At 65.2% G+C, this 22,550-nt stretch carries 26 protein-coding genes and 1 riboswitch; of the genes, 11 read left to right on the top strand and 15 right to left on the bottom strand.

Going from position 1 to position 22,550, the window contains the following annotated elements; genetic code table 11:
• Window positions 1-9: 9 nt before the first annotated feature.
• The 5 genes from GOACH_RS05600 to napA form a co-directional block, all read right to left on the bottom strand.
• Entirely contained in the window at window positions 10-747 is a 738-nt protein-coding gene (locus tag GOACH_RS05600; protein WP_005171869.1) for a hypothetical protein, read from the bottom strand.
• Between the two features lie 196 nt (window positions 748-943).
• Window positions 944-2,074, bottom strand: coding sequence for a glutamate--cysteine ligase (locus tag GOACH_RS05595; RefSeq protein ID WP_005171866.1), 1,131 nt, complete (start codon window positions 2,072-2,074; stop codon window positions 944-946).
• A gap of 88 nt (window positions 2,075-2,162) precedes the next feature.
• Entirely contained in the window at window positions 2,163-2,834 is a 672-nt protein-coding gene (sodC, locus tag GOACH_RS05590) for a superoxide dismutase[Cu-Zn] (RefSeq protein WP_005171863.1), read from the bottom strand.
• A gap of 88 nt (window positions 2,835-2,922) precedes the next feature.
• Window positions 2,923-3,408, bottom strand: coding sequence for a LytR C-terminal domain-containing protein (locus GOACH_RS05585; RefSeq protein ID WP_040517792.1), 486 nt, complete (start codon window positions 3,406-3,408; stop codon window positions 2,923-2,925).
• A 47-nt stretch (window positions 3,409-3,455) separates the two neighbouring features.
• Window positions 3,456-3,824 carry a nucleoid-associated protein NapA gene (gene napA, locus GOACH_RS05580; RefSeq protein WP_005171859.1) on the bottom strand — a complete coding sequence of 123 codons (369 nt, stop codon included), beginning with the start codon at window positions 3,822-3,824 and terminating at the stop codon, window positions 3,456-3,458.
• Between the two features lie 257 nt (window positions 3,825-4,081).
• Here napA and GOACH_RS05575 point away from each other — a divergent pair, with 257 nt between their 5' ends.
• From GOACH_RS05575 to GOACH_RS05555, 5 genes are all read left to right on the top strand, one after another.
• Window positions 4,082-4,690 (top strand): peptide deformylase, encoded by a 609-nt coding sequence (locus GOACH_RS05575; RefSeq protein WP_005171854.1) that lies wholly within the window; start codon window positions 4,082-4,084, stop codon window positions 4,688-4,690.
• A 19-nt stretch (window positions 4,691-4,709) separates the two neighbouring features.
• A complete protein-coding gene (locus GOACH_RS05570; RefSeq protein WP_005171852.1) occupies window positions 4,710-5,750 on the top strand; it encodes an N-acetylglutamate synthase, CG3035 family in 1,041 nt (346 codons plus the stop codon).
• Window positions 5,750-6,289 carry a guanyl-specific ribonuclease gene (locus GOACH_RS05565; RefSeq protein WP_005171849.1) on the top strand — a complete coding sequence of 180 codons (540 nt, stop codon included), beginning with the start codon at window positions 5,750-5,752 and terminating at the stop codon, window positions 6,287-6,289. Before GOACH_RS05570 ends, GOACH_RS05565 begins: the two co-directional genes overlap by 1 nt.
• Entirely contained in the window at window positions 6,286-6,861 is a 576-nt protein-coding gene (locus GOACH_RS05560) for a barstar family protein (RefSeq protein ID WP_005171844.1), read from the top strand. The genes GOACH_RS05565 and GOACH_RS05560 overlap by 4 nt, the downstream gene beginning before the upstream one ends.
• Before the next feature lie 156 nt (window positions 6,862-7,017).
• On the top strand, window positions 7,018-7,320 hold the full coding sequence (locus GOACH_RS05555) for a GlsB/YeaQ/YmgE family stress response membrane protein (protein WP_005171843.1): 303 nt from the start codon (window positions 7,018-7,020) through the stop codon (window positions 7,318-7,320).
• A gap of 63 nt (window positions 7,321-7,383) precedes the next feature.
• Here GOACH_RS05555 and GOACH_RS05550 read toward each other — a convergent pair whose 3' ends face one another.
• From GOACH_RS05550 to GOACH_RS05535, 4 genes are all read right to left on the bottom strand, one after another.
• Window positions 7,384-7,731 carry a GNAT family N-acetyltransferase gene (locus tag GOACH_RS05550; protein ID WP_005171840.1) on the bottom strand — a complete coding sequence of 116 codons (348 nt, stop codon included), beginning with the start codon at window positions 7,729-7,731 and terminating at the stop codon, window positions 7,384-7,386.
• Window positions 7,732-7,993: 262 nt separating this feature from the next.
• Window positions 7,994-8,791 carry an ABC transporter permease gene (locus GOACH_RS05545; RefSeq protein ID WP_005171836.1) on the bottom strand — a complete coding sequence of 266 codons (798 nt, stop codon included), beginning with the start codon at window positions 8,789-8,791 and terminating at the stop codon, window positions 7,994-7,996.
• Complete coding sequence (locus GOACH_RS05540; protein ID WP_005171834.1) at window positions 8,788-9,597, bottom strand: ABC transporter permease; 810 nt, start codon at window positions 9,595-9,597, stop codon at window positions 8,788-8,790. Before GOACH_RS05540 ends, GOACH_RS05545 begins: the two co-directional genes overlap by 4 nt.
• The gene (locus GOACH_RS05535; protein ID WP_245551827.1) at window positions 9,594-10,634 is read right to left on the bottom strand and encodes an ATP-binding cassette domain-containing protein; all 1,041 of its coding nucleotides are present in this window, start codon (window positions 10,632-10,634) and stop codon (window positions 9,594-9,596) included. Before GOACH_RS05535 ends, GOACH_RS05540 begins: the two co-directional genes overlap by 4 nt.
• Window positions 10,635-10,736: 102 nt before the next feature.
• Window positions 10,737-10,847, top strand: a riboswitch (TPP riboswitch).
• Between GOACH_RS05535 and thiC the strand changes: the two genes are divergently transcribed.
• The 3 genes from thiC (at window position 10,842) to GOACH_RS05520 (ending at window position 14,308) form a co-directional block, all read left to right on the top strand.
• Window positions 10,842-12,542 (top strand): phosphomethylpyrimidine synthase ThiC, encoded by a 1,701-nt coding sequence (gene thiC / locus GOACH_RS05530; protein WP_005171828.1) that lies wholly within the window; start codon window positions 10,842-10,844, stop codon window positions 12,540-12,542. Its footprint overlaps the riboswitch before it by 6 nt.
• On the top strand, window positions 12,539-13,447 hold the full coding sequence (gene thiD / locus GOACH_RS05525) for a bifunctional hydroxymethylpyrimidine kinase/phosphomethylpyrimidine kinase (RefSeq protein ID WP_005171825.1): 909 nt from the start codon (window positions 12,539-12,541) through the stop codon (window positions 13,445-13,447). Before thiC ends, thiD begins: the two co-directional genes overlap by 4 nt.
• Window positions 13,448-13,501: 54 nt before the next feature.
• Window positions 13,502-14,308: an HAD-IIA family hydrolase gene (locus GOACH_RS05520; RefSeq protein ID WP_005171822.1), complete on the top strand. Its 807-nt coding sequence runs from the start codon at window positions 13,502-13,504 to the stop codon at window positions 14,306-14,308.
• A 116-nt stretch (window positions 14,309-14,424) separates the two neighbouring features.
• Here GOACH_RS05520 and GOACH_RS05515 read toward each other — a convergent pair whose 3' ends face one another.
• A complete protein-coding gene (locus GOACH_RS05515) occupies window positions 14,425-14,811 on the bottom strand; it encodes an SHOCT domain-containing protein (protein WP_005171814.1) in 387 nt (128 codons plus the stop codon).
• A 121-nt stretch (window positions 14,812-14,932) separates the two neighbouring features.
• Between GOACH_RS05515 and GOACH_RS05510 the strand changes: the two genes are divergently transcribed.
• Window positions 14,933-15,970 (top strand): LLM class flavin-dependent oxidoreductase, encoded by a 1,038-nt coding sequence (locus GOACH_RS05510; protein WP_005171812.1) that lies wholly within the window; start codon window positions 14,933-14,935, stop codon window positions 15,968-15,970.
• Here GOACH_RS05510 and GOACH_RS05505 read toward each other — a convergent pair.
• Entirely contained in the window at window positions 15,953-16,909 is a 957-nt protein-coding gene (locus GOACH_RS05505; RefSeq protein WP_005171810.1) for a LysR family transcriptional regulator, read from the bottom strand. The two genes, GOACH_RS05510 and GOACH_RS05505, sit on opposite strands and share 18 nt — an antisense overlap.
• A 159-nt stretch (window positions 16,910-17,068) precedes the next feature.
• Here GOACH_RS05505 and GOACH_RS05500 point away from each other — a divergent pair, with 159 nt between their 5' ends.
• Window positions 17,069-18,301: an MFS transporter gene (locus GOACH_RS05500; RefSeq protein WP_052003915.1), complete on the top strand. Its 1,233-nt coding sequence runs from the start codon at window positions 17,069-17,071 to the stop codon at window positions 18,299-18,301.
• A 13-nt stretch (window positions 18,302-18,314) separates the two neighbouring features.
• Here the strand turns inward: GOACH_RS05500 and egtD are convergent, their stop codons facing one another.
• From egtD to GOACH_RS05485, 3 genes are all read right to left on the bottom strand, one after another.
• Entirely contained in the window at window positions 18,315-19,274 is a 960-nt protein-coding gene (egtD, locus tag GOACH_RS05495; RefSeq protein ID WP_005171805.1) for an L-histidine N(alpha)-methyltransferase, read from the bottom strand.
• The gene (egtB, locus tag GOACH_RS05490) at window positions 19,271-20,593 is read right to left on the bottom strand and encodes an ergothioneine biosynthesis protein EgtB (protein ID WP_005171801.1); all 1,323 of its coding nucleotides are present in this window, start codon (window positions 20,591-20,593) and stop codon (window positions 19,271-19,273) included. The genes egtD and egtB overlap by 4 nt, the downstream gene beginning before the upstream one ends.
• Window positions 20,594-20,698: 105 nt before the next feature.
• Window positions 20,699-21,229, bottom strand: a complete 531-nt coding sequence (locus tag GOACH_RS05485) for a DUF5709 domain-containing protein (RefSeq protein ID WP_005171798.1) — start codon at window positions 21,227-21,229, stop codon at window positions 20,699-20,701.
• A 92-nt stretch (window positions 21,230-21,321) separates the two neighbouring features.
• On the opposite strand from GOACH_RS05485, the gene GOACH_RS05480 reads away from it, so the two are divergent.
• Complete coding sequence (locus GOACH_RS05480) at window positions 21,322-21,879, top strand: hypothetical protein (RefSeq protein ID WP_005171795.1); 558 nt, start codon at window positions 21,322-21,324, stop codon at window positions 21,877-21,879.
• Window positions 21,880-21,975: 96 nt separating this feature from the next.
• Here the strand turns inward: GOACH_RS05480 and GOACH_RS05475 are convergent, their stop codons facing one another.
• Window positions 21,976-22,395, bottom strand: coding sequence for a DoxX family protein (locus GOACH_RS05475; protein WP_005171792.1), 420 nt, complete (start codon window positions 22,393-22,395; stop codon window positions 21,976-21,978).
• Between the last annotated feature and the right edge of the window lie 155 nt (window positions 22,396-22,550).

Raw genomic sequence — 22,550 nt, 5'->3', positions numbered from 1 at the left:
AACAAATACTCACGCCACCTCGACGGATTCTCTGGTGACAGTGCCGGAGATCTGCTCGAATTCGGCGCACATCGCTGCCCACACCGCCGGTTTCGCGCACTGAGACAACGCATCTCGATCCCAGAACATCGCCTGTGTGCGATACCGCTCGTTTGGATACGGCGTGGACGGTATGTCGGAGTCGACCCGCCCACCGCCCGACTCCCACCTGGCGAGCACGTAATCGGCCGCCGTGGCGAGCATGTACCTCGTTCCCGTCGCAGCCGTCAGTAGCAGCGGTGTACGAGCCAGGAATCCGGCGGTCGCCGCCGCATCGGACGACGCCGGGTCGACGAATGCCGATTTCACCTCGATCAGTCCACTGGCGATGCGTGACCCGATGGCCGCGATCAATGCGGCCTGCCCGGACTGCCCAGCCCATTCGTCGACCGCATGCGATTGATGCGGGTGCGTGTAGGGCCCCTGGACCCTCAGGCCACCGACGACTCTGTCGGTGGTGTCGACCACCGCGCAGAACAGCGTCGTGGTGGAGCCGTCGCAGATGGTGTCGTAGTCGAGGGCATCAGCGACCCCGCGGGCCGAGTAGGCCGCGTGGGCGCCGTCGAGGTATTCGATCCACAGATCGGGGACGACCTCCGGGGCGGCGACGACCATCGTCACCTCCCTCGTGACATCGGCGACGACAATCGGGGCCACAGGACCGAGGATGTTCGGCGCAGGACTCGACAACGGCACAACAGCATGCATGGCTGGTTTCCTTCATGAGGGGAGAGACGACCCTCTGATTGTGCCGGGTTCTCCCCACAAAGCGTGGTCTCGAAGATGGCAGCACGAATGTACTGAAGGGGGATGGGCTGAAGGAATCATCTACAAAGACGACATTCGCGACGCGAATTCGCGAGAATCACTTAATGCCCTATCGCGAAACCGTCGCCCGCGGATTTCAGTCCAATTCGGCGACGACGGACGCGACGACCGCGCGCATGTCGCCGGTCTGGTCGTGAACTGTTCGCTGGCGCTGGTAGCTGGCGCCGTGATCGACGATGTCGGCGACGCGCACGAGTTCATCCATGCATCCGAGTTCATCAGCGATGGGCTCGAGCCTCTTGAGCAGCACGGTGAGATCGTCGGTGACCAGCCGTTCATCACATTCGGAATCGAGGATGACGATGGCCTCGAGTCCGTAACGCGCGGCGCGCCATTTGTTCTCCTGTACCAGCCACGGCGCCATGTGCGGCAGTTCTTCGCCCGCCGATAGCCGTCGGTCGAGGTCGACGACGAGACAGTGGATGAGTGCGACGACGCCAGAGAGTTCGACGAGATTCGTCATCCCGTCGCACACCCGCACCTCGATGGTGCCCAGGTGCGGTGACGGACGGATGTCCCAGCGGATCTCATTGAGGTGGTCGATGATCCCGGTGGTCTTCTGGTCGGCGACGAACGCCTCGAACTCCTGCCAGGTCTGGAACTGGAAGGGCAGCCCAGCGGTGGGCAACTGCTGGAACATCATCGCCCGGTTGCTCGCGTAACCGGTGTCCTGACCCGACCACATCGGCGACGATGAGGAGAGCGCCAGCAGGTGCGGGTAGTAGTTGAGCAACGACGTGAGGATCGGTAGCACTTTGTCGCGTCGGTCGATGCCCACGTGCACATGCACGCCCCAGATCAACATCTGCCTGCCCCACCACTGGGTGCGGTTGATCAACTCCGCGTAGCGGTGCCCCTCGGTGAGCAACTGCGTCGACCACTCGGCAAATGGATGGGTTCCCGCGCCGTACAGGTCGACGCCGAGTCCGTCGGTGACCGATCGCACGACGTCGAGGGTCGCCGACAAATCGTCGATCGCCTCACGGGTCGTCGTACTCACACCGGTCACCAATTCGACGGTGTTGCGCAGCAACTCCTTGTGCACCTTGCCCGCGCGGTCGGGGGCACGACGTCCGACCTCGGCGAACAACTCCGCCGCAGAATTCGAGAGATCGCCGGACACCTTGTCGGTGAGTGCGAACTCCCACTCGACTCCCAGCGTCGGCGTCGGTGACCCGGAGAACTCGATCGGGGTGATCCGCGGCATCGATCAGACCTTCCGCTCGCCACACCGCATCGACGGCAGGCGCATCATCGGCGGTCGCATGATCAGCAGCCCGGATCCGCGTGTCGCGTCAGCCCGTCACACTGATGACGCCGCACGCGAGGCGCGCGCCCGCATCGCCGGTCTTCATCGTGTCGGCGTCGGGTGTCGGTGCGTAACGGGTCGGGATGTTGGCGAAGTTGTCGGCCTTCTCGTGGATGATGATCGACTTGCCCGACACCTGATTGAGGTTCACCGTGTCGGTCGTGGTCACGGTTTCGCCGGTGCCGTCTGCGAGCACGTTGATCGACACGAGGTCGCCGCTCGACGGGTGACCGGTGTGGCCGTCGACCTGCAGGTGACCGCCCGCGGAGGAGAACGGCGTCGAGCCGCTCGCCTCGCACACGCCGTTCTCGTGGATGTGCATGCCGTGGAATCCCGCAGGAATCCCCTTGGACACCTTGACGTCGACGCGCAGCGACGACCCGCTCGGCGTGAAGGTCGCGGTGCCGACCGTCTGCCCCTTGGTGTCCTTGAGTTCGGCGGTCGCCGACTCCTTGGCGGACTGGCCGATCCCGTCGGCGTCGTCGACCTCACCGGGAGGTGCCTGGTTCCCGGTTACCACCGACGGGGTGGTGCCGGGGGTGTCCGACCGGGGTTCGTCGGGAGTACAGCCGGCGAGTGCCGCGGCGATGGCGCCCGCAGCACCGAGCGCGAGCACGCTGCGCAGGGTCTTCGAGCCGAGTGTCGAACTGCCGGTCATGAAAGCTCCTAGAGATCCGTTGGGCCGTCGGGTGAACTATGCGAGACGAAGGAACGAGGTCACGTGAACGATCGTGCATTGTCAGAACTCATCGGGTGACCACCACCACCGCGATACCGTCGCGGCACATGGTGAACGACGAGGGGCGCTGCTCGACGCTGGCGTCGGAACCCAGCGCGGTCGCCACCTTCTGCGCATCCGCCTTCTGCGACGAATCACGATAGAGGATGGTGTTCTCGGTGAAGCTGCCGCCGTTGTAGTTCTGCGGATCAGCTGTGGTGTATCCCTTGGCCTTCAGATCGTCGGTGACCTCCGACGCCAGCCCCGAGATGGAACCCGCATTGATCACGCAGAGTCGCTCGTTCGTCGAGGTGGTCGTGGCCGACGACGAGGCCGCAGGTGTCGAGGTAGTGGTGGCGATGCTCGCCTGGGCGTCACGCAGGCCTTCCTCCGGACTCTGTCCGGACGTCGCCGCAGAGTGCCAGCCGAGTCCGACGAACACGACGGCCACCGCGAGGAGCAGCATTGCCCCCGCCCGCAATGGAAGGCGATTGGGCTCGCGATCAGCATTCATCACCGATGACCTTAACGCACGCGCGGCGGGCGACCGCGCTCAGCGCGCTAGGTGATGTCGAAGCCGAGCCGCCGCGCAGCACGGGCCTTTTGACGCGACGCACGCAGCCTCCGCAGGCGCTTGACGAGCATCGGGTCGGCAGCAAGTGCCTCCGGTCGATCGACGAGCGCATTCAGCACCTGGTAGTACCGCGTTGCCGACAGACCGAACAGCTCTTTGATCGCCTCTTCTTTGGCCCCTGCGTACTTCCACCACTGCCGTTCGAACGCCAGGATGTCGTGCTCACGTCGCGACAAGCCGTCCGGACCCACCTCGTGGGGATCGACGGACTGACCGGCCGCGCTCGACGTTGTCGGTTCGGGTGCGTTCTCGGGTTGTTCCTCGTCCTTGCGACTACGCGCTGCTGCGCCGTCCATCCTGCTCCCTCACGCTCGCCTCCGGCCCTACCCACGTCGGCTCCTCGACGGGGTCAATCGGCGTACCACCTCGGTGAGACGATCGCCGCGACACCAGCGCGCCTCCTGTCGAATGACACCGATGTGGTTCGTGACCATCTAACCACGCCCACCACCTGACGACCGTGTGTGACTCGCCCGGTTGAGCCGGTCCCGCCCGACGATCGGACGCGGGCCAGGGCACTCGAACTCATCAGCGCGCAGTAGGCTTTTCTCTCATGTCTGTGCTTCCGATCTGCATTGTGGGCGAGCCGGTCCTGCACCGGCCGACCGAGTTGGTCGAACTCGACGATGCGGGACGCCCGTCCGAGGCGATCGTCACCCTCCTCGACGACATGTACGAGACCATGGATGCAGCGCACGGCGTCGGCCTCGCCGCAAACCAGGTCGGCATCGGCAAGCGACTCTTCGTCTACGACTGCCCCGACGGCGAGGCCGGACGGGCGTCCGCGCGTCGTCGCGGTGAGGTGATCAACCCGGTCCTCGAGACGTCGGAGATTCCCGAGACCATGCCCGACCCCGACGACGACGAGGAAGGCTGTCTGTCGGTGCCGGGTGAGCAGTTCCCCACCGGTCGCGCCGAGTGGGCACGCGTGACCGGCGTCGATCGCAACGGCGACGAGGTGGTGATCGAGGGCAACGGTTTCTTCGCGCGCATGCTGCAGCACGAGACCGGCCACCTCGACGGTTTCCTGTACGTCGACGTCCTGATCGGACGCAACGCGCGTGCTGCGAAGAAGGCGATCAAGAGACACAAGTGGGGCGTCCCCGGTCTGACCTGGATTCCCGGCGAGCAGGCCGACCCGTTCGGCCACGACGACGACTGACTTTGTCGACGTCGACACGATGACCGAGCCGCAGTCGGGCCCAGGACTACCTGCCGACGCCTACCCGGGCGACCGCGTCGTCGTGCGGTATCTACTCGGCGGCGCCGCACCCGCCGACTGGCGCCGGTCCCCGAATCCGGCACCCGCCTCGGCCGGTGGGCCCACGATGTCCGACATCACCGGCTTCCTCGTCGACGGTGACGGCCGGGACCCGGCGGCGCTGCTCATCGAGCGCGACGGACACGTCGAATCCGTACCCCGGGAAGCGATCATCTCGATCCGTCTACTGTCGGCGAGACCCGTCCGCAACAGCGAGATACGGGATCTCGAACACGCGGCGGCGCTCGCGTGGCCCGGCGTCGAATCGGCGTGGCTCGACGGCTGGCTGGTACGCGCAGGAGCAGGATTCACTCGACGAGCGAATTCCGCTGTGCCGCTGGATCGTTCGGCGCGTGCCGACAGGACGACGCTACGCGCTGTCGCCGACTGGTACGCCGAACGACGCCTTCCGACCCTGCTCGCGCTGCCGGAACGCCTGATCTCACCGCGGACGCTTGCCGGCGAGACCGCCAGTCCGACGATCCACATCCTGACCCGCCCCCTCGACGATCACCCCGATCCCGACGACTTCCCCGCCGCCGTCAAGGACGTCGACGTCGCGCTCTCCCCGTCGCCGAGCGCCGCATGGTCGCGGTCGTACGGCCGGCCGGGGGCCGACGCCGATCTCGTCGCCGCGGTCGTCGGTGCTGCGCAGGGCCCGGTCACTTTCGCGACCGTCGTCGACGGCGACGGATCACTCATCGCGACCGGACGTGCGGCCGTCACCAGCGGCCCGTCCGACGTCGCATGGCTGGGCATCACGGCGCTGTGGACGGACGCAGCCCACCGACGACGCCACATCGCCGACGCCGTGCTCGCACAGTTGGTGTCGTGGGGTGCGTCGCGCGGCGCGCAATCGGCGTACGTCCAGGTGGAAGCACCGAATGTCATTGCCGGACACTGGTATCGCAGAAGGGGTTTCACCTTGCACCACACGTCGCACTACGAGTCGGTGCCCTGATGTCGGCACGCAAGCCCACGGTCGCGCAGCGGCGTCGGCAAGCAGTGCTGTCGGCTCTCGGCCTGGTGGTCATCGGCCTCGTCGTGCTCGCGACGTGGCTGATCAATGACTCGTCGGACGACTCGAACGCGGCGTCCGGGGCCGCGGCATCGTCGGTGTCGACATCCTCGTCGAAGTCTGCATCGGCAGCGAAGAAGCACGCGAGCGCGACCCGCTCGGGCGCGACAACCAAGACCGGTGAATCGACATCGGTTCCGCCACGGGTGACGAGGACCCTGTCGCTGATCGACGCGGGATCCTGGCCGCCGGCCGACTCGCCCGGGACGAAGGGCGGGACCAACTTCGGCAACTTCGAGGGACGGCTCCCGAAGTCCACTGCGTCGGGCAAGCGGATCACCTACACCGAGTGGGACGTCAACCGTCGCGAACCGGGTCGGGGCCGAGATGCGGAACGTATCGTGACCGGTAGCGACGGTTCCGCGTGGTACACCGCCGATCACTACAACACCTTCGTCGAGATCCGAGGACCCGACCGATGACCACCGACCCGGAAGGCAACCGCATCTCTGAGAACGACATCACTGACACCGGCATCTCCGATACCGGGATACCGCTGGCGCGCTTTCTCCACGGCGCGGGACGCCATGAGCCCGCCGTCGGACTATGGGTTGGCACCCGCCCTCCGACACCCCCGTCGACATACGAGTTCCGTGAGGTGACCGGCCGAACGATGACGACCCGTGCCGGGCTCTATGACACCTATGCGCGCGCATGGGATTTCCCAAACTACTTCGGCCGCAACGCCGACGCCTTCGACGAATGCATGCGTGAACTCGACGACCCGGCCGTCGACGAGGATTCCCCGACCCCGGCGGGTTATCTGACCGACATCGTCGACGCCGACCGTCTACTCATCGCCGACACCGACCTCTTCGAGTGGTTCGCGAGGTCGCAGATCCGCTACCGGGACCACTATCGCGACGTCGCCGAACCGCACGGCACGTTCGCCACGCTGCTCGAGACATCCCATGGCCGACGACGCCAACTACTGACCCGGTGGCGTCGCGCGGGCGTGGCCGTCGTCGCCGTGGGCGACGACCATCGGCGCTGAGCCACACCGCCCTGCCGGACGTCGTCGGCATACGTCGGGTCCGATCCGAACACGCCGATCACAGGTGTGCGAATTTTCTTACTCCGCCACGGCGCAACGGGTTACGTTGGCAATGAGTCCCGCAACCGGGCGGGGCCGCGCACAAGGAGTCGATCAATGACCATTCTCGCCGCAACCGAGGTACTCGCCCGATCGACGACGACAACAAGCGTCGGCTGGATCGGCTACATCATCATCGGAGCCATTGCCGGATGGATCGCCGGAAAGATCGTCAAGGGCGGTGGCGCCGGCCTACTGATGAACATCGTGATCGGCATTGTCGGCGCGCTCATCGGAGGATTCCTGCTCAGCTTCTTCGTCGACACCGCTTCCGGCGGTTGGTGGTTCACGCTGTTCACCGCAGTGCTCGGTGCGGTGATCCTGCTGTGGATTGTGGGACTGGTCCAGAGCAGGCGCTGACATCGACGACGCCGGGCCTCTGGGCCCGGCGTCGCACCAGCCCTGCCGCTCGAGCCGAGGGCCTCAGGCGGGCGCGAGCGGGACGACTCCGGGATGGCCGTCGAGGTAGTGCTTGGTGAACGTACACACTGGGCGCAGCCTGGCATTCTGACTACGGGCATAGCTGATCACGCCGCGCGTCAGGCCGGTACCGAGCCCGTGGCCGGTGTACTCGTCATAGAGGACCGTATGGAGAACGGTCAGCGTCTTCTCGCCGTCGACAGTCTCGGTCGAGTAACCGAGCACACCCACGAGGTCTCCCGCGACCCACAACTCGAATCGGTCTCGCGTCGGATTGTGCACGACCTGCGCTATCTGCTGCAGGATCGAGCGGGCCGACTGGGTCGGCCGCTGATGGTTCTTTCTGTGCATACCTCGTCCATCCCCTCCTCGGGGTTTATCCCCTGTTCAGGCTCGTTCGCAACGTCTGCGGAACCCGCGACGATGCGTCCGGTTCCCCTCCGGACACGATGGTGTGATCGCAGTCACATCGTAACCTGCGGAAGCGTAACCTCGTAGCGTTTGAGGCGAGTTCCGGCGGTATCGAGACGGATTCGCGCAGACGTTCATCCGCGGTTCACGCACCCGTGACGCTGCATCGACGCTCGACCGAGACGGCTGGGAACCGAGACTGCTAGGACCCGCTCCGCTCAACGGCACGCCGGTAACCACGCATGGAGAGCACACCGAACACCAACGCACATCCGAGCGCCCACCCGAGGGTCAGGCAGAACGGGCCGAGAATGGGTCCACCCTCGGTCAGCCCGGTCATCGTGTCGATCGCCGTGCTCATGGGTTGATACCGCACAATCGGCGCAAGCCAGGTCGGATACTCGGTGATCGGCGCGAAACCTGTGTTGAAGAAGAGCATCAACAAGAAGAGAACTCCGAGATGATCCACGACCGATTTCTCCGCGACGGTCGCGATCGCAATGACCACGAAGACACAGCCGACGCCGAACACCACGGGGACCACCAACGCACCGATACCGGCGAGCAATCCCTGCGTGAACCGAAATCCCATGAGCGCAGCGATCGTGAACAGTGCGACGGTGCCCACCGACGTCCGGACGATCTCCGCGAGTACTCGGCCGCCGAGAAAGCTCGATCGCGGCAACGGCAACGTCCACAGCCTTCCGAGCAGACCGGATTCTCGTTCGGAGACAAGGTTGATCCCCGTCATCAGCGTGCCGAACATCGCGCCGACGAGCGCTACGAGTCCGGTGTACCCGTAGATACTCTGACCGGCTCCGATCGCGGTCGTGATCCGCCCGAACACCAGCTGGAACATCGCGAGGAGAAACGCCGGGAAGACAACCGCCTGGATGAGGACGCCCGGGTCTCGTGACCACGTCCGCAGCAGTGTCGAGGCGAGCACACGTGCACCGACGCGGCTCGTCACTGCGCGGCGCTGTGAGAGGTCGACACTCATCGTCGGGCTCCCTTCCGCGCAGCGACCACCAGGCACGCCACCCCGACCACCACCACTCCGATGCACCACCCGACGACCGGCACCGTCTGCACATCACCACCGGTCGAGAGCGCCCGCATCGCCTCGGCGAACACCGACACCGGCTGGTTGCGGACGACAGGTTCGATCCACCCGGGAAATGCCTCGGCAGGCACCAGGCCGGTCGAGCACATCACGAGCAGCAGCTGCGGGATCATCAACAGCTGGCCCACGCTCTGCGCATGTGTGGCAACGCTTCCGAGAGCGTCTGCCATCATGCTCAATGCGAGTGCGAAGGCAATGGCGAGCACAAAGAACGCGAGTGATTCGACGACGCTGCCCCGAAGCCGGAATCCGAAGATGCTCGCATACAGTGACACCGCTATCGCCGATACACCCATCCGCACTACGGCATTGGCCATTCGCGCAGCTCCGGGGGCCAACCGGGTGATGGGCAGCGAACTCAACCGATCGCGCATACCGCCCGCCGCCTCCTCGCCCGCGAGCTCGCACGAGATGATGGCGACGAACATCGCAGCCTGCAGCATCACCAGCGGTAGTAGGTACTGCGCATAGTCGACGCCCGACCGCTCGAAACGCCTGTGTAGTGGGACGTAGAAGCAGGTGAAGAACACGATCGGTGAACCGATGGCAAAGAACAGCAGCCCGGTGCGCACCGTCGCATCGACACTTCTCCTGGTGAGCACAGCGAATGCCGTTGGCCCGCTGACCGATACGCGCACCGGTCGCGCACCACGCGCCGGAACCTGCTCGGCAGCGGCGGTCACCGACTCACTTCCTCACCCGCGGAAAGACGCTCACCCACAGCACGACTCTCGTCCGCACAGTGACTCTCGCCCGTCAAGGAGAGAAAGACCTCGTCGAGCGATGGCCGACGCAACGCGATGTCGAAGACTCCGACCCCCTCGTCGCGCAGCGCCGATGCCACGGCAACGACGGTGTCGAGTTCACCGGGGGCCTCGACGGCGAGAACCGGACGCGATTGTGCCGATAACGCGGTGTCGTGGAACTCGTGATCTGCCAACGCGGCCTCGACGCGCGGAACATCCTCGACGTCGAGCAGGGTGATCTCGCAGATCGCCGATCCTGCTTGATGTTTGAGCTGTTCAGGGGTGCCTCGTGCAACCACACGGCCGTGGTCGAGCATGACGATGGTGTCGGCGAGACGATCGGCCTCCTCGAGATACTGAGTCGTCAGCAGCACCGTGATGCCCTCGGTGCGTAACGCGGCGATAGTCTCCCAGACAGCGGCGCGGCTACGCGGATCGAGCCCCGTCGTCGGTTCGTCGAGGAACAGCACCCTCGGGCGCGTGACGAGCGCACAGGCGATGTCGACCCGGCGTCGTTGCCCACCCGACAACGCCGACACACGACGGTCGATGAACTCGGTCAACTCGAACACCTCGGCCACGTGCGCCACGCGTTCCCTGACCTGCGCCGACGACAAGCCGGTGAGCCTGCCGAACATCGCCAGATTCTCGCGTGCCGACAGCGAGTTGTCCAGCGAGGCGTATTGACCTGTCAGAGAGATCAATTCACGAACTTCTGCGGCGTCCTCGACGACGTCGCGGCCCGCGACGAGCGCTCGGCCGGCGGTGGGACGTTGCAGGGTCGCGAGGATCGACACGGTCGTCGTCTTCCCGCTGCCATTGGGTCCGAGGAGGCCGAGGACCTCACCCTCGGCGATCTCGATGTCGATTCCACGCAGTGCACGCACCTTGCCGTAGTCCTTCTGCAGACCTGCGATCTCCACCAGCGCCATCGCTGTTGCACCCTCCGTATCGTCTTCACGCTCACCGATCATAGTGATTTGGTTAGGCAATCCTAAGTTACGCTGAGCCACACGGCTAGCCTCGGTTTCGTGACCCGCGGGCGACAAGCCCGTAGAGTGGGCTGCGGACCACAACCGAATCAACGCGGGTGCTCTCACGTGACCGAGGGCTGAGATGGTGGCAGGCGGCCGCCGACCGCTCGAACCTGTCCGGGTAATGCCGGCGTAGGGAGAATCTCCATGGGCACACGTGTATCCAACAGCAGCCATTCCGCGTACCGCGTCGACTCCGACATCCTGACCACGGGACCGATCGAGGGAAGCGCCAAACACTACGTCGACGTCGGCGACCTGCGCGTTCCACATCGGCGCATCAATCTGACCAACGGCGAGCACCTCGACGTCTACGACACCTCGGGGCCCTACACCGACGCCACCGCGGTGATCGACGTCGAGGCCGGCCTACCCCGCGCCCGCGACAGCTGGCACCGTCCCGAACCGATCGACGGGGCGTCGACCCAACTCGCCTGGGCGCGAGCCGGAATCGTCACCGACGAGATGCGATTCATCGCGGCCCGCGAGAACGTCGACGTCGAGCTGGTGCGTACCGAGGTCGCGGCCGGGCGCGCGGTGATACCCGCCAACCATCGCCACCCCGAATCGGAGCCGATGATCATCGGCAAGGCCTTCGCAGTGAAAGTCAATGCGAACATCGGTAATTCGGCGGTCACGAGCTCCATCGCCGAAGAGGTCGAGAAGATGGTGTGGGCAACCCGGTGGGGCGCCGACACCATCATGGACTTGTCCACCGGCGACGACATCCACCTCACCCGCGAGTGGATCATGCGCAACTCCCCTGTCCCGGTCGGCACCGTCCCCATCTATCAGGCGCTGGAAAAAGTCAAGGGTGATCCGACCAAGCTGACGTGGGAGATATACCGTGACACGGTGATCGAGCAGGCCGAGCAGGGCGTCGACTACATGACGGTGCATGCGGGTGTGTTACTCCGCTACGTTCCACTGACCGCGCGTCGGGTCACCGGGATCGTCTCGCGGGGCGGCTCGATCATGGCCGCATGGTGCCTGGCCCACCACGAGGAGTCGTTCCTGTACACGCATTTCGACGAACTGTGCGAGATCTTCCGCCGCTATGACATCACTTTCTCACTCGGCGACGGACTCCGGCCGGGGTCGATCGCAGACGCCAACGACGAGGCACAGTTTGCCGAGCTTCGCACCCTTGGAGAGCTGACAGGGATCGCGAAATCCCATGGCGTGCAGGTGATGATCGAGGGACCCGGTCACATTCCGATGCACAAGATCGTCGAGAACGTTCGCCTCGAAGAAGAACTGTGCGAGGAGGCTCCCTTCTACACACTGGGCCCACTGGCCACCGACATCGCGCCTGCCTACGACCACATCACGTCGGCGATCGGGGCTGCGATGATCGCGCAGGCGGGAACGGCGATGCTCTGTTACGTCACGCCGAAGGAGCACCTCGGACTACCCGATCGCGACGATGTGAAGGTCGGGGTGATCACCTACAAGATCGCAGCGCACTCGGCCGATCTCGCCAAGGGGCATCCGCGTGCGCAGGAGCGGGACGACGCATTGAGCAAGGCGCGCTTCGAGTTCCGCTGGACCGATCAGTTCAACCTCGCACTCGATCCCGACACCGCGCGGGAGTATCACGACGAGACCCTGCCTGCCGAACCCGCGAAGACAGCACACTTCTGCTCGATGTGCGGGCCGAAGTTCTGTTCGATGCGTATCTCCGCCGACGTGCGGGCGTATGCCGAAGAGCACGATCTGGTGACCGCAGAAGACATCGACCGACGGATCGCGCAGGAGATGGCGGCCAAATCCGCGGAGTTCGCCGAGGCGGGCAACCGGGTCTACCTCCCGATCGACGCGACGTCGGGGGCGACAAGCACCTCATGACGACGCCGCTGCTGCCCACCACGACGCCGGGCGCCACGCCCGTGCGGGTGATGACCATCGCAGGCTCGGATTCCGGCGGCGGCGCCGGAATCCAGGCCGACATGCGGACCTTCGCATTGCTCGGGCTCCACGGCCTTGTCGCGGTCACCGCGGTGACGGTGCAGAACTCGACCGGGGTCAGTGGCTTCCAGGAGATCGACCCCGACATCGTCGCGGCGCAGATCCGCAGCGTCGTCACCGACATCGGGACAGGAGCGGCGAAGACCGGGATGCTGGCGTCGGGACGCATCATCGATGCCGTCGTCGACACCTGCACCGAACTGGGGATCGGCAGGGACGGCACGAGCCCACTCGTCGTCGACCCCGTGTGCGCATCGATGCACGGTGATCAACTACTCGCAGACGACGCGCTGGATGTGCTGCGACGCAGACTCTTTCCGCTCGCCACTGTTGTCACACCCAACCTCGACGAGGTGCGGTTGCTCACCGGCGTCGACGTCGTCGACGCGGAGTCGCAACGCAAGGCAGCCGTCGAACTGCACGGCCTGGGACCGCAGTGGGTCCTCGTCAAGGGAGGCCACCTGCGGTCGAGTGCGTCGAGTCCCGATCTGCTCTACGACGGTACGGATTTCGTCGAGTTCGCGTCCGCCCGCGTCGACACCCCGCACGACCACGGCGCGGGCGACACCCTGGCCGCAGGGATCGCGTGTGCACTCGCACACGGGTTCACCGTGCCTGCAGCCATCGACTTCGCCAAGCAGTGGGTCACCCGCGGCCTGCGATCGGCCTACCCTCTCGGGTCCGGGCACGGCCCGGTCAACCCACTCTGGCGTGTCGGACCCGACGAGCAGGATGCGCGTGCCGCGTCGACCAGCACGGTGACAGGCGATGTCGCGGAGCAGTAACAGTCCACGTCATGTCGCGGTGCCCACCCCTGTACTCGCCGTAGGGTGAGGATCATGGGCTGGACGTATCTCATGGACATGGACGGCGTGCTGACGAACGAAGAACACCTCGTACCCGGTGCAGACGAGTTCATCGCGGAACTGCGCAACAACGATATCCCGTTCTCCGTGCTCACCAACAACTCAATCCGGACCGCACGCGACCAACACGCCAGGTTGCTCCAGATCGGCCTCGACATCCCCGAGGAATCGATCTGGACGTCGGGGATGGCGACCGCCGACTTCCTCGCCTCACAGGGCCAGGGCGACACCGCCTTCGTCATCGGCGAATCGGGTCTGACCACTCCCCTGTACGAAAAGGGGTTCGTGACCACCGAAACCAACCCCGACTACGTCGTACTCGGCGAAACGCGCATGTACTCGTTCGAGGCGATCACCACTGCCATCCGGATGATCGAACGCGGAGCGAAGTTCATCGCCACCAACCCGGACGTGACGGGCCCGTCCCACGACGGCTCGATCCCCGCGACCGGCGCGGTGGCCGCGTTGATCGCCAAGGCAACCGGCCGTGAGCCGTACTACGTGGGCAAGCCCAACCCCATCATGATGCGGTCGGCGGTTCGACGGCTCGGTGCGCACTCGGAGAACACCCTGATGATCGGCGACAGGATGGACACCGACGTCATCGCGGGCCTCGAATCGGGAATGCGGACCATCCTCGTGCTCACCGGGATCTCCAGTCGTGGATCTGTCGAGAAGTACCCCTACCGCCCGACGGTCATCATGGACTCGGTCAAAGATCTCGTCGGCCACACCGGCGACCCCTTCGGCGACACGGACACGCAGGACTCGGCCGGCTAGTCGGCTCGGGCTACCGATGGCCGCGCACGCGAACTGCCCGCCCCTGGAGGGGACGGGCAGTTCGCCGTGACGGGCAGCTCGCCGGATTTGCCTGTGCTGCCGAGAATTCAGTGCACTCAGTTCGAGGCGAGAGCCTTCGACTTGAGCTGTTCGAATTCGTCGGGCGTGATCGCGCCCGTGTCGAGAAGCGCCTTTGCATCCGCGATCTGCTGGGCCGGAGAAGTACCCGCGACGTCGCGGATGTAACTGTCGGATTCCTTTTTGTATTCAGCGGCGGCGGCCTGCGCGCGCTCCTGCATTCCCTTGCCCTTCACGAGCAGATACACGATCGCCGTGATGTAGGGAAAGACGATCAAGAAGATGACCCAGGCAGCCTTGGCCCACCCCGAGGACTTATGGTCGCGGAAGAGGTCGGCGATGATGTACCACAACACGATCAGGTAGGCGACGAACGCGAAGATCACGACCATCGTCCACAAGAAGTTCCAGAAGCCTTCCCACATTTGGTTTCTCCTAGCTTGGCGGGAACCGACTATTTCGGCCGTGCCTAAAGCTACAGGCAATCGTGGATGGCCGAGGGCCGGCGCAGTGGATCCGTTCGCGTAGTCGGGCAGGATGGGACTTATGACCCTCCAACTCGGACTCGACACCTTCGGCGACGTGACCGTCGACGACTCCGGCGACACCGTCTCCTACGCGCAGACGATCCGCAACGTACTCGAGCAAGCCGTCCTCGCCGATTCCGTCGGCGTCGACTTCTTGGGACTCGGTGAGCATCACCGCGACGATTATGCGGTGTCGGCACCGGATGTGGTGCTCGGCGCCATTGCCGCGCAGACCGAGCGCATACGACTCGGATCGGCCGTCACCGTCCTCAGCTCAGACGACCCGATCCGCGTGTTCGAACGCTTCTCGACGGTCGACGCGATCTCGTCCGGGCGAGCGGAGGTGATTCTCGGCCGCGGTTCGTTCACCGAGTCGTTTCCGCTGTTCGGGTTCGAGCTCGACCAGTACGAGGAATTGTTCACCGAGAAACTCTCACTGTTCGCCGAACTACGCACGGGCGACCCCGTGACGTGGGAGGGTGCACTGAGGCCGCCGCTGCGCGATCAGTCGGTGTATCCGCGTCTGGAGAACCCGCCACTGCCCACGTGGATCGCCGTCGGTGGCAGTCCCGAGTCCGTGGTCCGTGCGGCGAGTTACGGTCTACCGCTGATGTTGGCGATCATCGGCGGCGATCCGCTGCGCTTCGCGCCGTACGTCGACCTCTACCGCCGTGCCCTCGAACAACTCGACAAACCGGCCGACCTTCCGGTCGGCGTCCACTCCCCCGGGCACATCGCCGAGACCGACGAGCAGGCACGCGACGAACTCTGGCCGCACTACCGGATCAGTGTCGGGCGAATCGGCGCCGAACGAGGATGGCCGCCGCCGACACGGATCGAGTTCGACCAGTCGACGGGACCGTCGGGGTCGCTCTACGTCGGATCACCGGAAACAGTGGCGCGCAAGATCGCGCGCACCGCACAGGCATTGGGGCTGAGCCGCTTCGATCTCAAGTACTCACACGGCACGCTGCCGCATTCGGCACTCATGCGCAGCGTCGAACTCTATGGGACACAGGTGATCCCGCGAGTGCATGAACTACTCGCCGAGTCCTGACCGTCTCCCGGGAACAACATGCGTGCGTAGCGTCGGTGCGGCCGTCGGTATGCGCTCGATCGATGCCGTGACGGTGTCGAGGAACCAGCGCTGGACGGGGCTGGCCGCCGGGACTCGCCGCGTGTACGCCGCAACTTCGACCCGGCCGAGCGGCCAGGGCAGCTCGAACGTTGACACCGGCGTGCTCTGCGCCATCAGCACGGCGACGAGATCGGGAACGATCGCGACGAGATCACTGGACTGCACGACGTAGGGCAGTGTGGCGAATCGGGTGACCCGCAACGCGATTCGCTGTTCGAGTTCCAGTTCCGCGATCGCTCGACGCGGTTCCTCATGCCCGGTGGACCCGTCGACAACCACCAGCCGCTCTCCGACGAGGTCGTCGTGCGTCGGCGCGCGGCCCGCGATTCTCGGATGGTCGGCGGCGACCATTCCGACGTAGCCTTCCGAGAACAGCACCGTGCGATCGAGGCGCGGAGAGTTCAGTAGCGGACTTGCGATGACCACGTCGGTGACGCCCCTGATCAACTCGTCGGCAGCCGCCTCGAGCTCGAACGCCGTCACACGGAGGTCGAAACGGGTTGTCCGTTCCGACAACTCCGCAACGATCAGCGGCAAGACCGTCACCTCACCGAGGTCGGAGAGCGAGAGCGTGAGCGCGGGCGCCGACTCGGGATCGAACGGCATACGCGGGACGAACGCCGCGTCGAGTGAGTTCACGGCGTAGGCCACCGATCGGTAGAGCCGTTCGGCTTCCGCCGTCGGCACGAGACCGCCGGGCGCTCGGACGAACAACGGATCACCCAGGAGTCGCCGCAGCTTGGCCAGGCTGTAGCTCACCGTCGGCTGCGTGACACCGAGAACGTCAGCGGCCACGGTGACGCTGCGCGTCTCATGCACCGTCACAAACGTACGCGCCAGATTCAGATCCATCGGCATAGATGAAGTCTATGTTGCTCCGTAAAAATATAGATTGGACTGAATCACAAAGCTCCACTTATCGTGACCTGCAGCACACCGTGTCGGGACGCACTCGGCTCAGAGAAGACATCGACCCGGTGCCGTCCATCCCGGTAGCGCAGTAAGTGAGTAATCGACATGTCAGCATTCCGCTCATGGCCAGCAGTCCTCTGTTGGCTCGTGGTTCTCCTCGACGGCTTCGATCTCGTGGTCCTCGGCGTGGTGATCCCCACCCTGATCGACCAACACCACCTCGGTTTCACCGCATCGTCGACGACCGTCGCGGCGACGCTCTCGCTGGTCGGCGTCGCTATAGGAGCCGCGCTCTCGGGGCCGGTTGCCGACCGCGTCGGACGCAGGCGCGCATTGTTGGCCGCGGTGGCGCTGTTCTCGGTGGCCACCATCGCCCTTCCACTGTCCCCATCGATCGAGGTGTTCGACGCCTGGCGACTCATCGGCGGCATCGGTCTCGGAGCCTGTATGCCGGTTGCACTCACGCTCATGTCCGAATACTCCGACACCACGCGTAAGGCCACCGCCAGCACACTCACCATGACCGGTTATCACACCGGCGCGGTGATCGCCGCCCTCGTCGGCCTGGCATTCCTGCCGTCATGGACCGCGGTGTTCTACGTCGGCGGCGTGGCCGGACTCCTCCTGCTGCCGATGCTGTGGTTCAAGCTCCCCGAATCCGAGGCCTTCCTTGCCGCCAGGGCCGACGCCACGCGGCCATCGATCCGCACACTGTTCGCCGGACACCTCGCCAGGACGACTATCGGGATTTGGATCGGATCGTTCATGGGCCTGCTACTCGTGTACGGCCTGAACACCTGGCTGCCGAAGTTGATGCACGACGCCGGCTACAGCCTTGCGACGTCGCTGAGTCTGCTGCTGATGCTCAACATCGGCGCCATCGCGGGCCTCGTCCTCGCTGGTGCGGTGGCGGATCGACGCGGCACCAAGTCGACGATCCTGCTCTGGTTCGGCGCATCCGCTGTGCTGCTGGCACTGCTGAGCGTGCGCATCGACAGTTCCGTCCTGCTCAACGGCCTGGTCTTCGTCACCGGAATGTTCGTGTTCTCGGCCCAGGTACTCGTGTACGCCTACGTGACACAGGCGTATCCGGCTCCTGTCCGGGGCACGGCACTCGGACTCGCCGCAAGTGTCGGCCGCCTCGGCGCGATCTTCGGCCCGACGTTGACCGGCGCGCTGATCGCCTCCGGCCAGGGGCACCCGTGGGGCTTCTACCTGTTCGCCTTGGTCGCAGCCCTCGCCGTCATCGCGTTGGCGGTGATCCCACGCGCAGGGACCGCTGCTCCGTCAGCACGCGAAGACGGAGCTGTGCAACTCGCCGCAGGCAACGGCGCGTGATCGTCGCTCGAATTCACCTGCGACTCAAGGTCACCTGGAAGTCGTGGGCGTCATCGGTCCAGGTCTCCACAACCGGCAGTTCGGCCTGCGACAATTCGCCGGCGAGCTGATCGGGCGCGAATTTCGTGCTGATCTCGGTGAGGATCTCAGCCCCCGCGGGCAACGTCCAGTCACTGTCGAGCGCGCCGAAGTGTGCGTGGACATCACGTCGCGCGTGTAACCACATCTCGATCCGATGCCGCTTGGGATTCCACCGAGCGATGTGGTCGAAGTCGTCGACGTAGAGACCCGACGCGTCGAGGCCCCGGCGCAACACCTCGATCATGTTCTTGTTGAAATCCGCTGTGACACCAGCCTTGTCGTTGTAGGCAGCCACGAGCCGACCGGTGTCCTTGATACGGTCGGCGCCGAGGAGGAAGTAGTCTCCGGGACTCAGCGCCTCGGACAGCCGGGTGAAGAACACGCGGCGCGCAGAATCGTCGAAGTTCCCGATGGTTCCGCCGAGGAACGCCGCGAGTCGCGGCCCGTCGGTCTCGGGCAGCCGTAGGCCGGGCTCGGTGAAGTCGGCGAGAACCGGCTCAATGGTCAGCGTCGGGTAGTCGGCTTCGAGTACGTCGGCTGTGCCACTGAGCATTTCCTCGCTGACATCGACGGGCACGTAGGTGAAGGCGCGCCCCAGTTCCGTCGCACGAGCGGCGAAAGCATCGAGCAGAAGTCGGGTTTTGGTCGAGGTTCCCGACCCCAGCTCGACCATCATCGTCGCGTCGGTCGTTGCGGCGATGTCAGCGGCGTGTGCCGCGAGGATCGCCGTCTCCCTGCGTGTCGGGTAGTACTCGGGGAGAAAGGTGATTTCGTCGAAGAGTTTGCTGCCGCGCTCGTCGTAGAGCCATTTGGTCGGCAGCACGGGTGGGTCCTGCCAGAGTCCTGCTGCCGCGTCTGCTGCGAGCGCCGAGTCGGCGGTGGTCGCGGTCATCGGGCCAGCCGCAGTCCGGAGAAGACCCAGCGCGAATCGGCCGGGAAGAAGTTGCGGTAGCTGACCCGTTCGTGGCCTGCGGGCGTGATCGCGCTGGCACCACGCAGGACATGCTGATCGCACATGAACTTGCCGTTGTACTCACCGACCGCGCCGTTCGCCGGTGCGAAGCCCGGATAGGGCAGGTACGCACTCGATGTCCATTCCCACACGTCACCGATCATCGCCGATCCGGCACGCCCCGGATGACAACGGGCCGGATCGAGCAACTGCCCACGCGCACCGCCGACCCCGGTGGGGTTCGGCCCGCCGGGTTCGCTCGGCGCGCCGGTCGCCGCGTACTCCCACTCGAACTCGGTCGGCAGTCGCGCGCCCGACCATCGAGCAAACGCGTCCGCCTCGTAGAACGACACATGCGTCACGGGCTCGTCCCACACGACCGGTCGACGCCCCGACAATGTGAACGTCGTCCACTCGCCGTCGTCGAATGACCAGTAACCCGGTGCACGCCAGCCTGTTTCGTTGATGTGTGCCCATCCGTTGGACAACCAGAGCTCGTGTCGCCGGTAACCGTCGTCGGCGATGAAGTCGAGCCAGTCGGCGTTGGTGACGGCACGTTCGGCGATCTGGAAATCCTCGAGAAAGACCCGGTGCCGCGGCCCCTCGTTGTCGTAGGCGAAGGTCTGGGGCGTGGTTCCCGAGCCCGCGAACGGGGTACCGACCTCGACGACGCCGCCAGCAACCTCGCGCCAGGTCAACGCGCCGGGCTCGCCCTGCTGGTCTGCGGGGCGATCGACATACACCGGGTCGAAGTGATGCGTCGAGAACAGATGCTTGAGGTCCATCAGGATCAGCTCCTGATGCTGCTGCTCGTGATTGCAGCCCAGTTCGAGCAGAGCAAGGGTCGACTCGTCGTGATCGCCGCGCTCGAGGAGGTCGCACATCGCGGCGTCGACGTACTCCCGATAGCGCGTGACGTCGGTGATCCCCGGCCGGGTGACCAGTCCGCGGTCGGGCCGCGGGTGCCGCTCGCCCACCGTCTCGTAGTAGCTGTTGAACAGGTACCGGAAGGTCTCGTCATACACCACATACGACGGGTCGTTGCGGAGTATGAACTCCTCGAAGAACCAGGTCACGTGCGCCCGGTGCCACTTCGTGGGGCTGGCGGAGGTCATCGATTGCGGCGTCTGGTCCTCGGCCGACAACGTCGACGTCAGCTGGTCGGTCAGTGCACGGATATCGAGGAATCGCCGCTTTCTCGACGCTTCTTCCGCGGGCACCGAAACCTGCTCGGCGGAACTGCGATTGGTGATGCTCACTGGAATACCTCCGGTGGCTGATCGTCGGGGGCGGGCGACCGAATGGCCGCGCGCCGACAACACCATCGTTGTCAGGGTCACGGATCCTGTCAACGCAGCCCGCGCTCAGCGGCCCTCTTCTTCGGCCTCCCACTCGGCGTCCGCGGCGTCCTCACCCTCATCGACAACGTGCACGGCGGCCTCCTCGGCGCTCGCACCCGCCCCGTCGATGCCGCAATCGCTGGCAACCGCCTCGGCCTCGTTGTCGACGACGCCGCCCTGATCGGGGGCGAGAAGTCGGCCGGCACGACGGTCGCCCACCTGATCGTCCTCGACGAACTCCGGGCTCGAATCACTCTCGTGCGCTTGCCAGTCCGCGCTCGTGTCGCGCTCGATCTCGTCGATCGGATCGTCCTTCTGCCACGAGTCCGGTTCTTCTTCGGCGAGCTTTTCGTCGAGCGACTCGCCCTCGCGCATCTCTTCAGCGGTGAGTCCGCGCATCGCACCCTTGGGCTCGTAGTCGGGCGGCGAGTAGCCCTCGTCGAGGACATCGTCGACCCCGCGGTCGTCGAGCGTGTCCTGCGGTTGCAACTGATCGTCGGGGTCGAGTGCGTACTCGCTGTCACCTTCGATGATGGATTCGTTTTCGTCGCTCACACCTCCACGATAGGCGCAGCGTCGGACGTCGAAACGGCAAAGACGGCCCGCGGCGACCTTCGATCGGGGAAACTGTGGAGATGTTGGCAGAAATGCAACAGGATGCCGAAGCGCTGTACGCCGCGGGCGAGTACGACCACGCCCTTGCCGAGTTCTCTGTCTTGCGCGAGATGCGCTCACGCCGTGAGGGCCCCTACTCGGTGTCCTACCTCGCCAATGTCCACGCCTGCGTGCGCTGCATGTCTGCGCTCGAACTGTGGGCCGACTCCAACCCGCTCTGCCGTGAGCTCTACGGCAAGTACGTGCACACCCATGGGCGCGGCGAGGCCGACACCGTCGACGTCGCCAAGCACTGGGCGTGGGCGCTGGTCCACCTCGCCGATTACGCCCACGCCACGCGTCTGTACTTGCTCACCGCGGACGCCCTGTGGGAGTCCGACCCGTCACAGGCCCGCAGACTGCTCGGTGCCGCAGCGGCACATCGCCACGACACAGATCCGACGACACTGCTGGCCGACGAACGACTCGACGGGGTGCGTTTCCGCAACGCCGCAGCACTCAAACCGGCACTCACCGAACTACTCTCGACGCTGCCGCCCGGCGCCTCACCCTCATCGCCCCGAGTCACCTTCGACGGCCTGATCGGGTGAATCAACGAGTCTGCGGGCGTCGAGGTCACGAGCCTCGCAGAGCGCCGTGCGTCGCCCGATCAGACCAACTGCCGTAGCCAGATCGGGCGAGTCGCGTCAGTCCGCCACGCGGTTGCGACGTCGGAACACATGGGTGTCGAAGGCCAGGCCACCCGCGGACGCGAAACCGACCGCGAGGAGACCCGCGATGAGCGCGAGCGGGAACTCATACCCGCCGTCAGATGCCCAGAAGCCCTGATCGATGTGTGCCACGAAGATCGCGCCGATCATGTCGATGATCAGCAGCACCGACACCAGCGGGAGCAACACTCCGACGATGAGCAGAATGCCGCCGATCAACTCCACCCAGGTCGCGTAATAGGCGGAGAACTCGGGAAAAGGAGCGCCCATCTTGTCGAAGCTGGCCTTCGTTCCGTCGAGACCCCAGGTGTGCAGCTTCTGCCAACCGTGGGCGATGAAGATGATGCCGAGGATCACTCGCGCGGCAAAGAGTCCGAGACTACGGATCGGATACATGCTGCAACCTTTCTCGGGACGGTCACGCGCCCCTGATGTGTATGTGTCGAGACAAATTTAACCGGACCATGGTCCGGTTACAACATGGCGCACCTCACGGATCCAACGCTACGGGTAGGGTGAGTTCTCGCGTCCAGATCGAGAAAACGACGTCG

Source organism: Gordonia aichiensis NBRC 108223 (genome assembly GCF_000332975.1).
GTDB classification, from domain to species: domain Bacteria; phylum Actinomycetota; class Actinomycetes; order Mycobacteriales; family Mycobacteriaceae; genus Gordonia; species Gordonia aichiensis.
The sequence above is the reverse complement of the archived record's forward strand: the minus strand, read 5'-3'. Positions and strand labels throughout refer to the sequence as shown.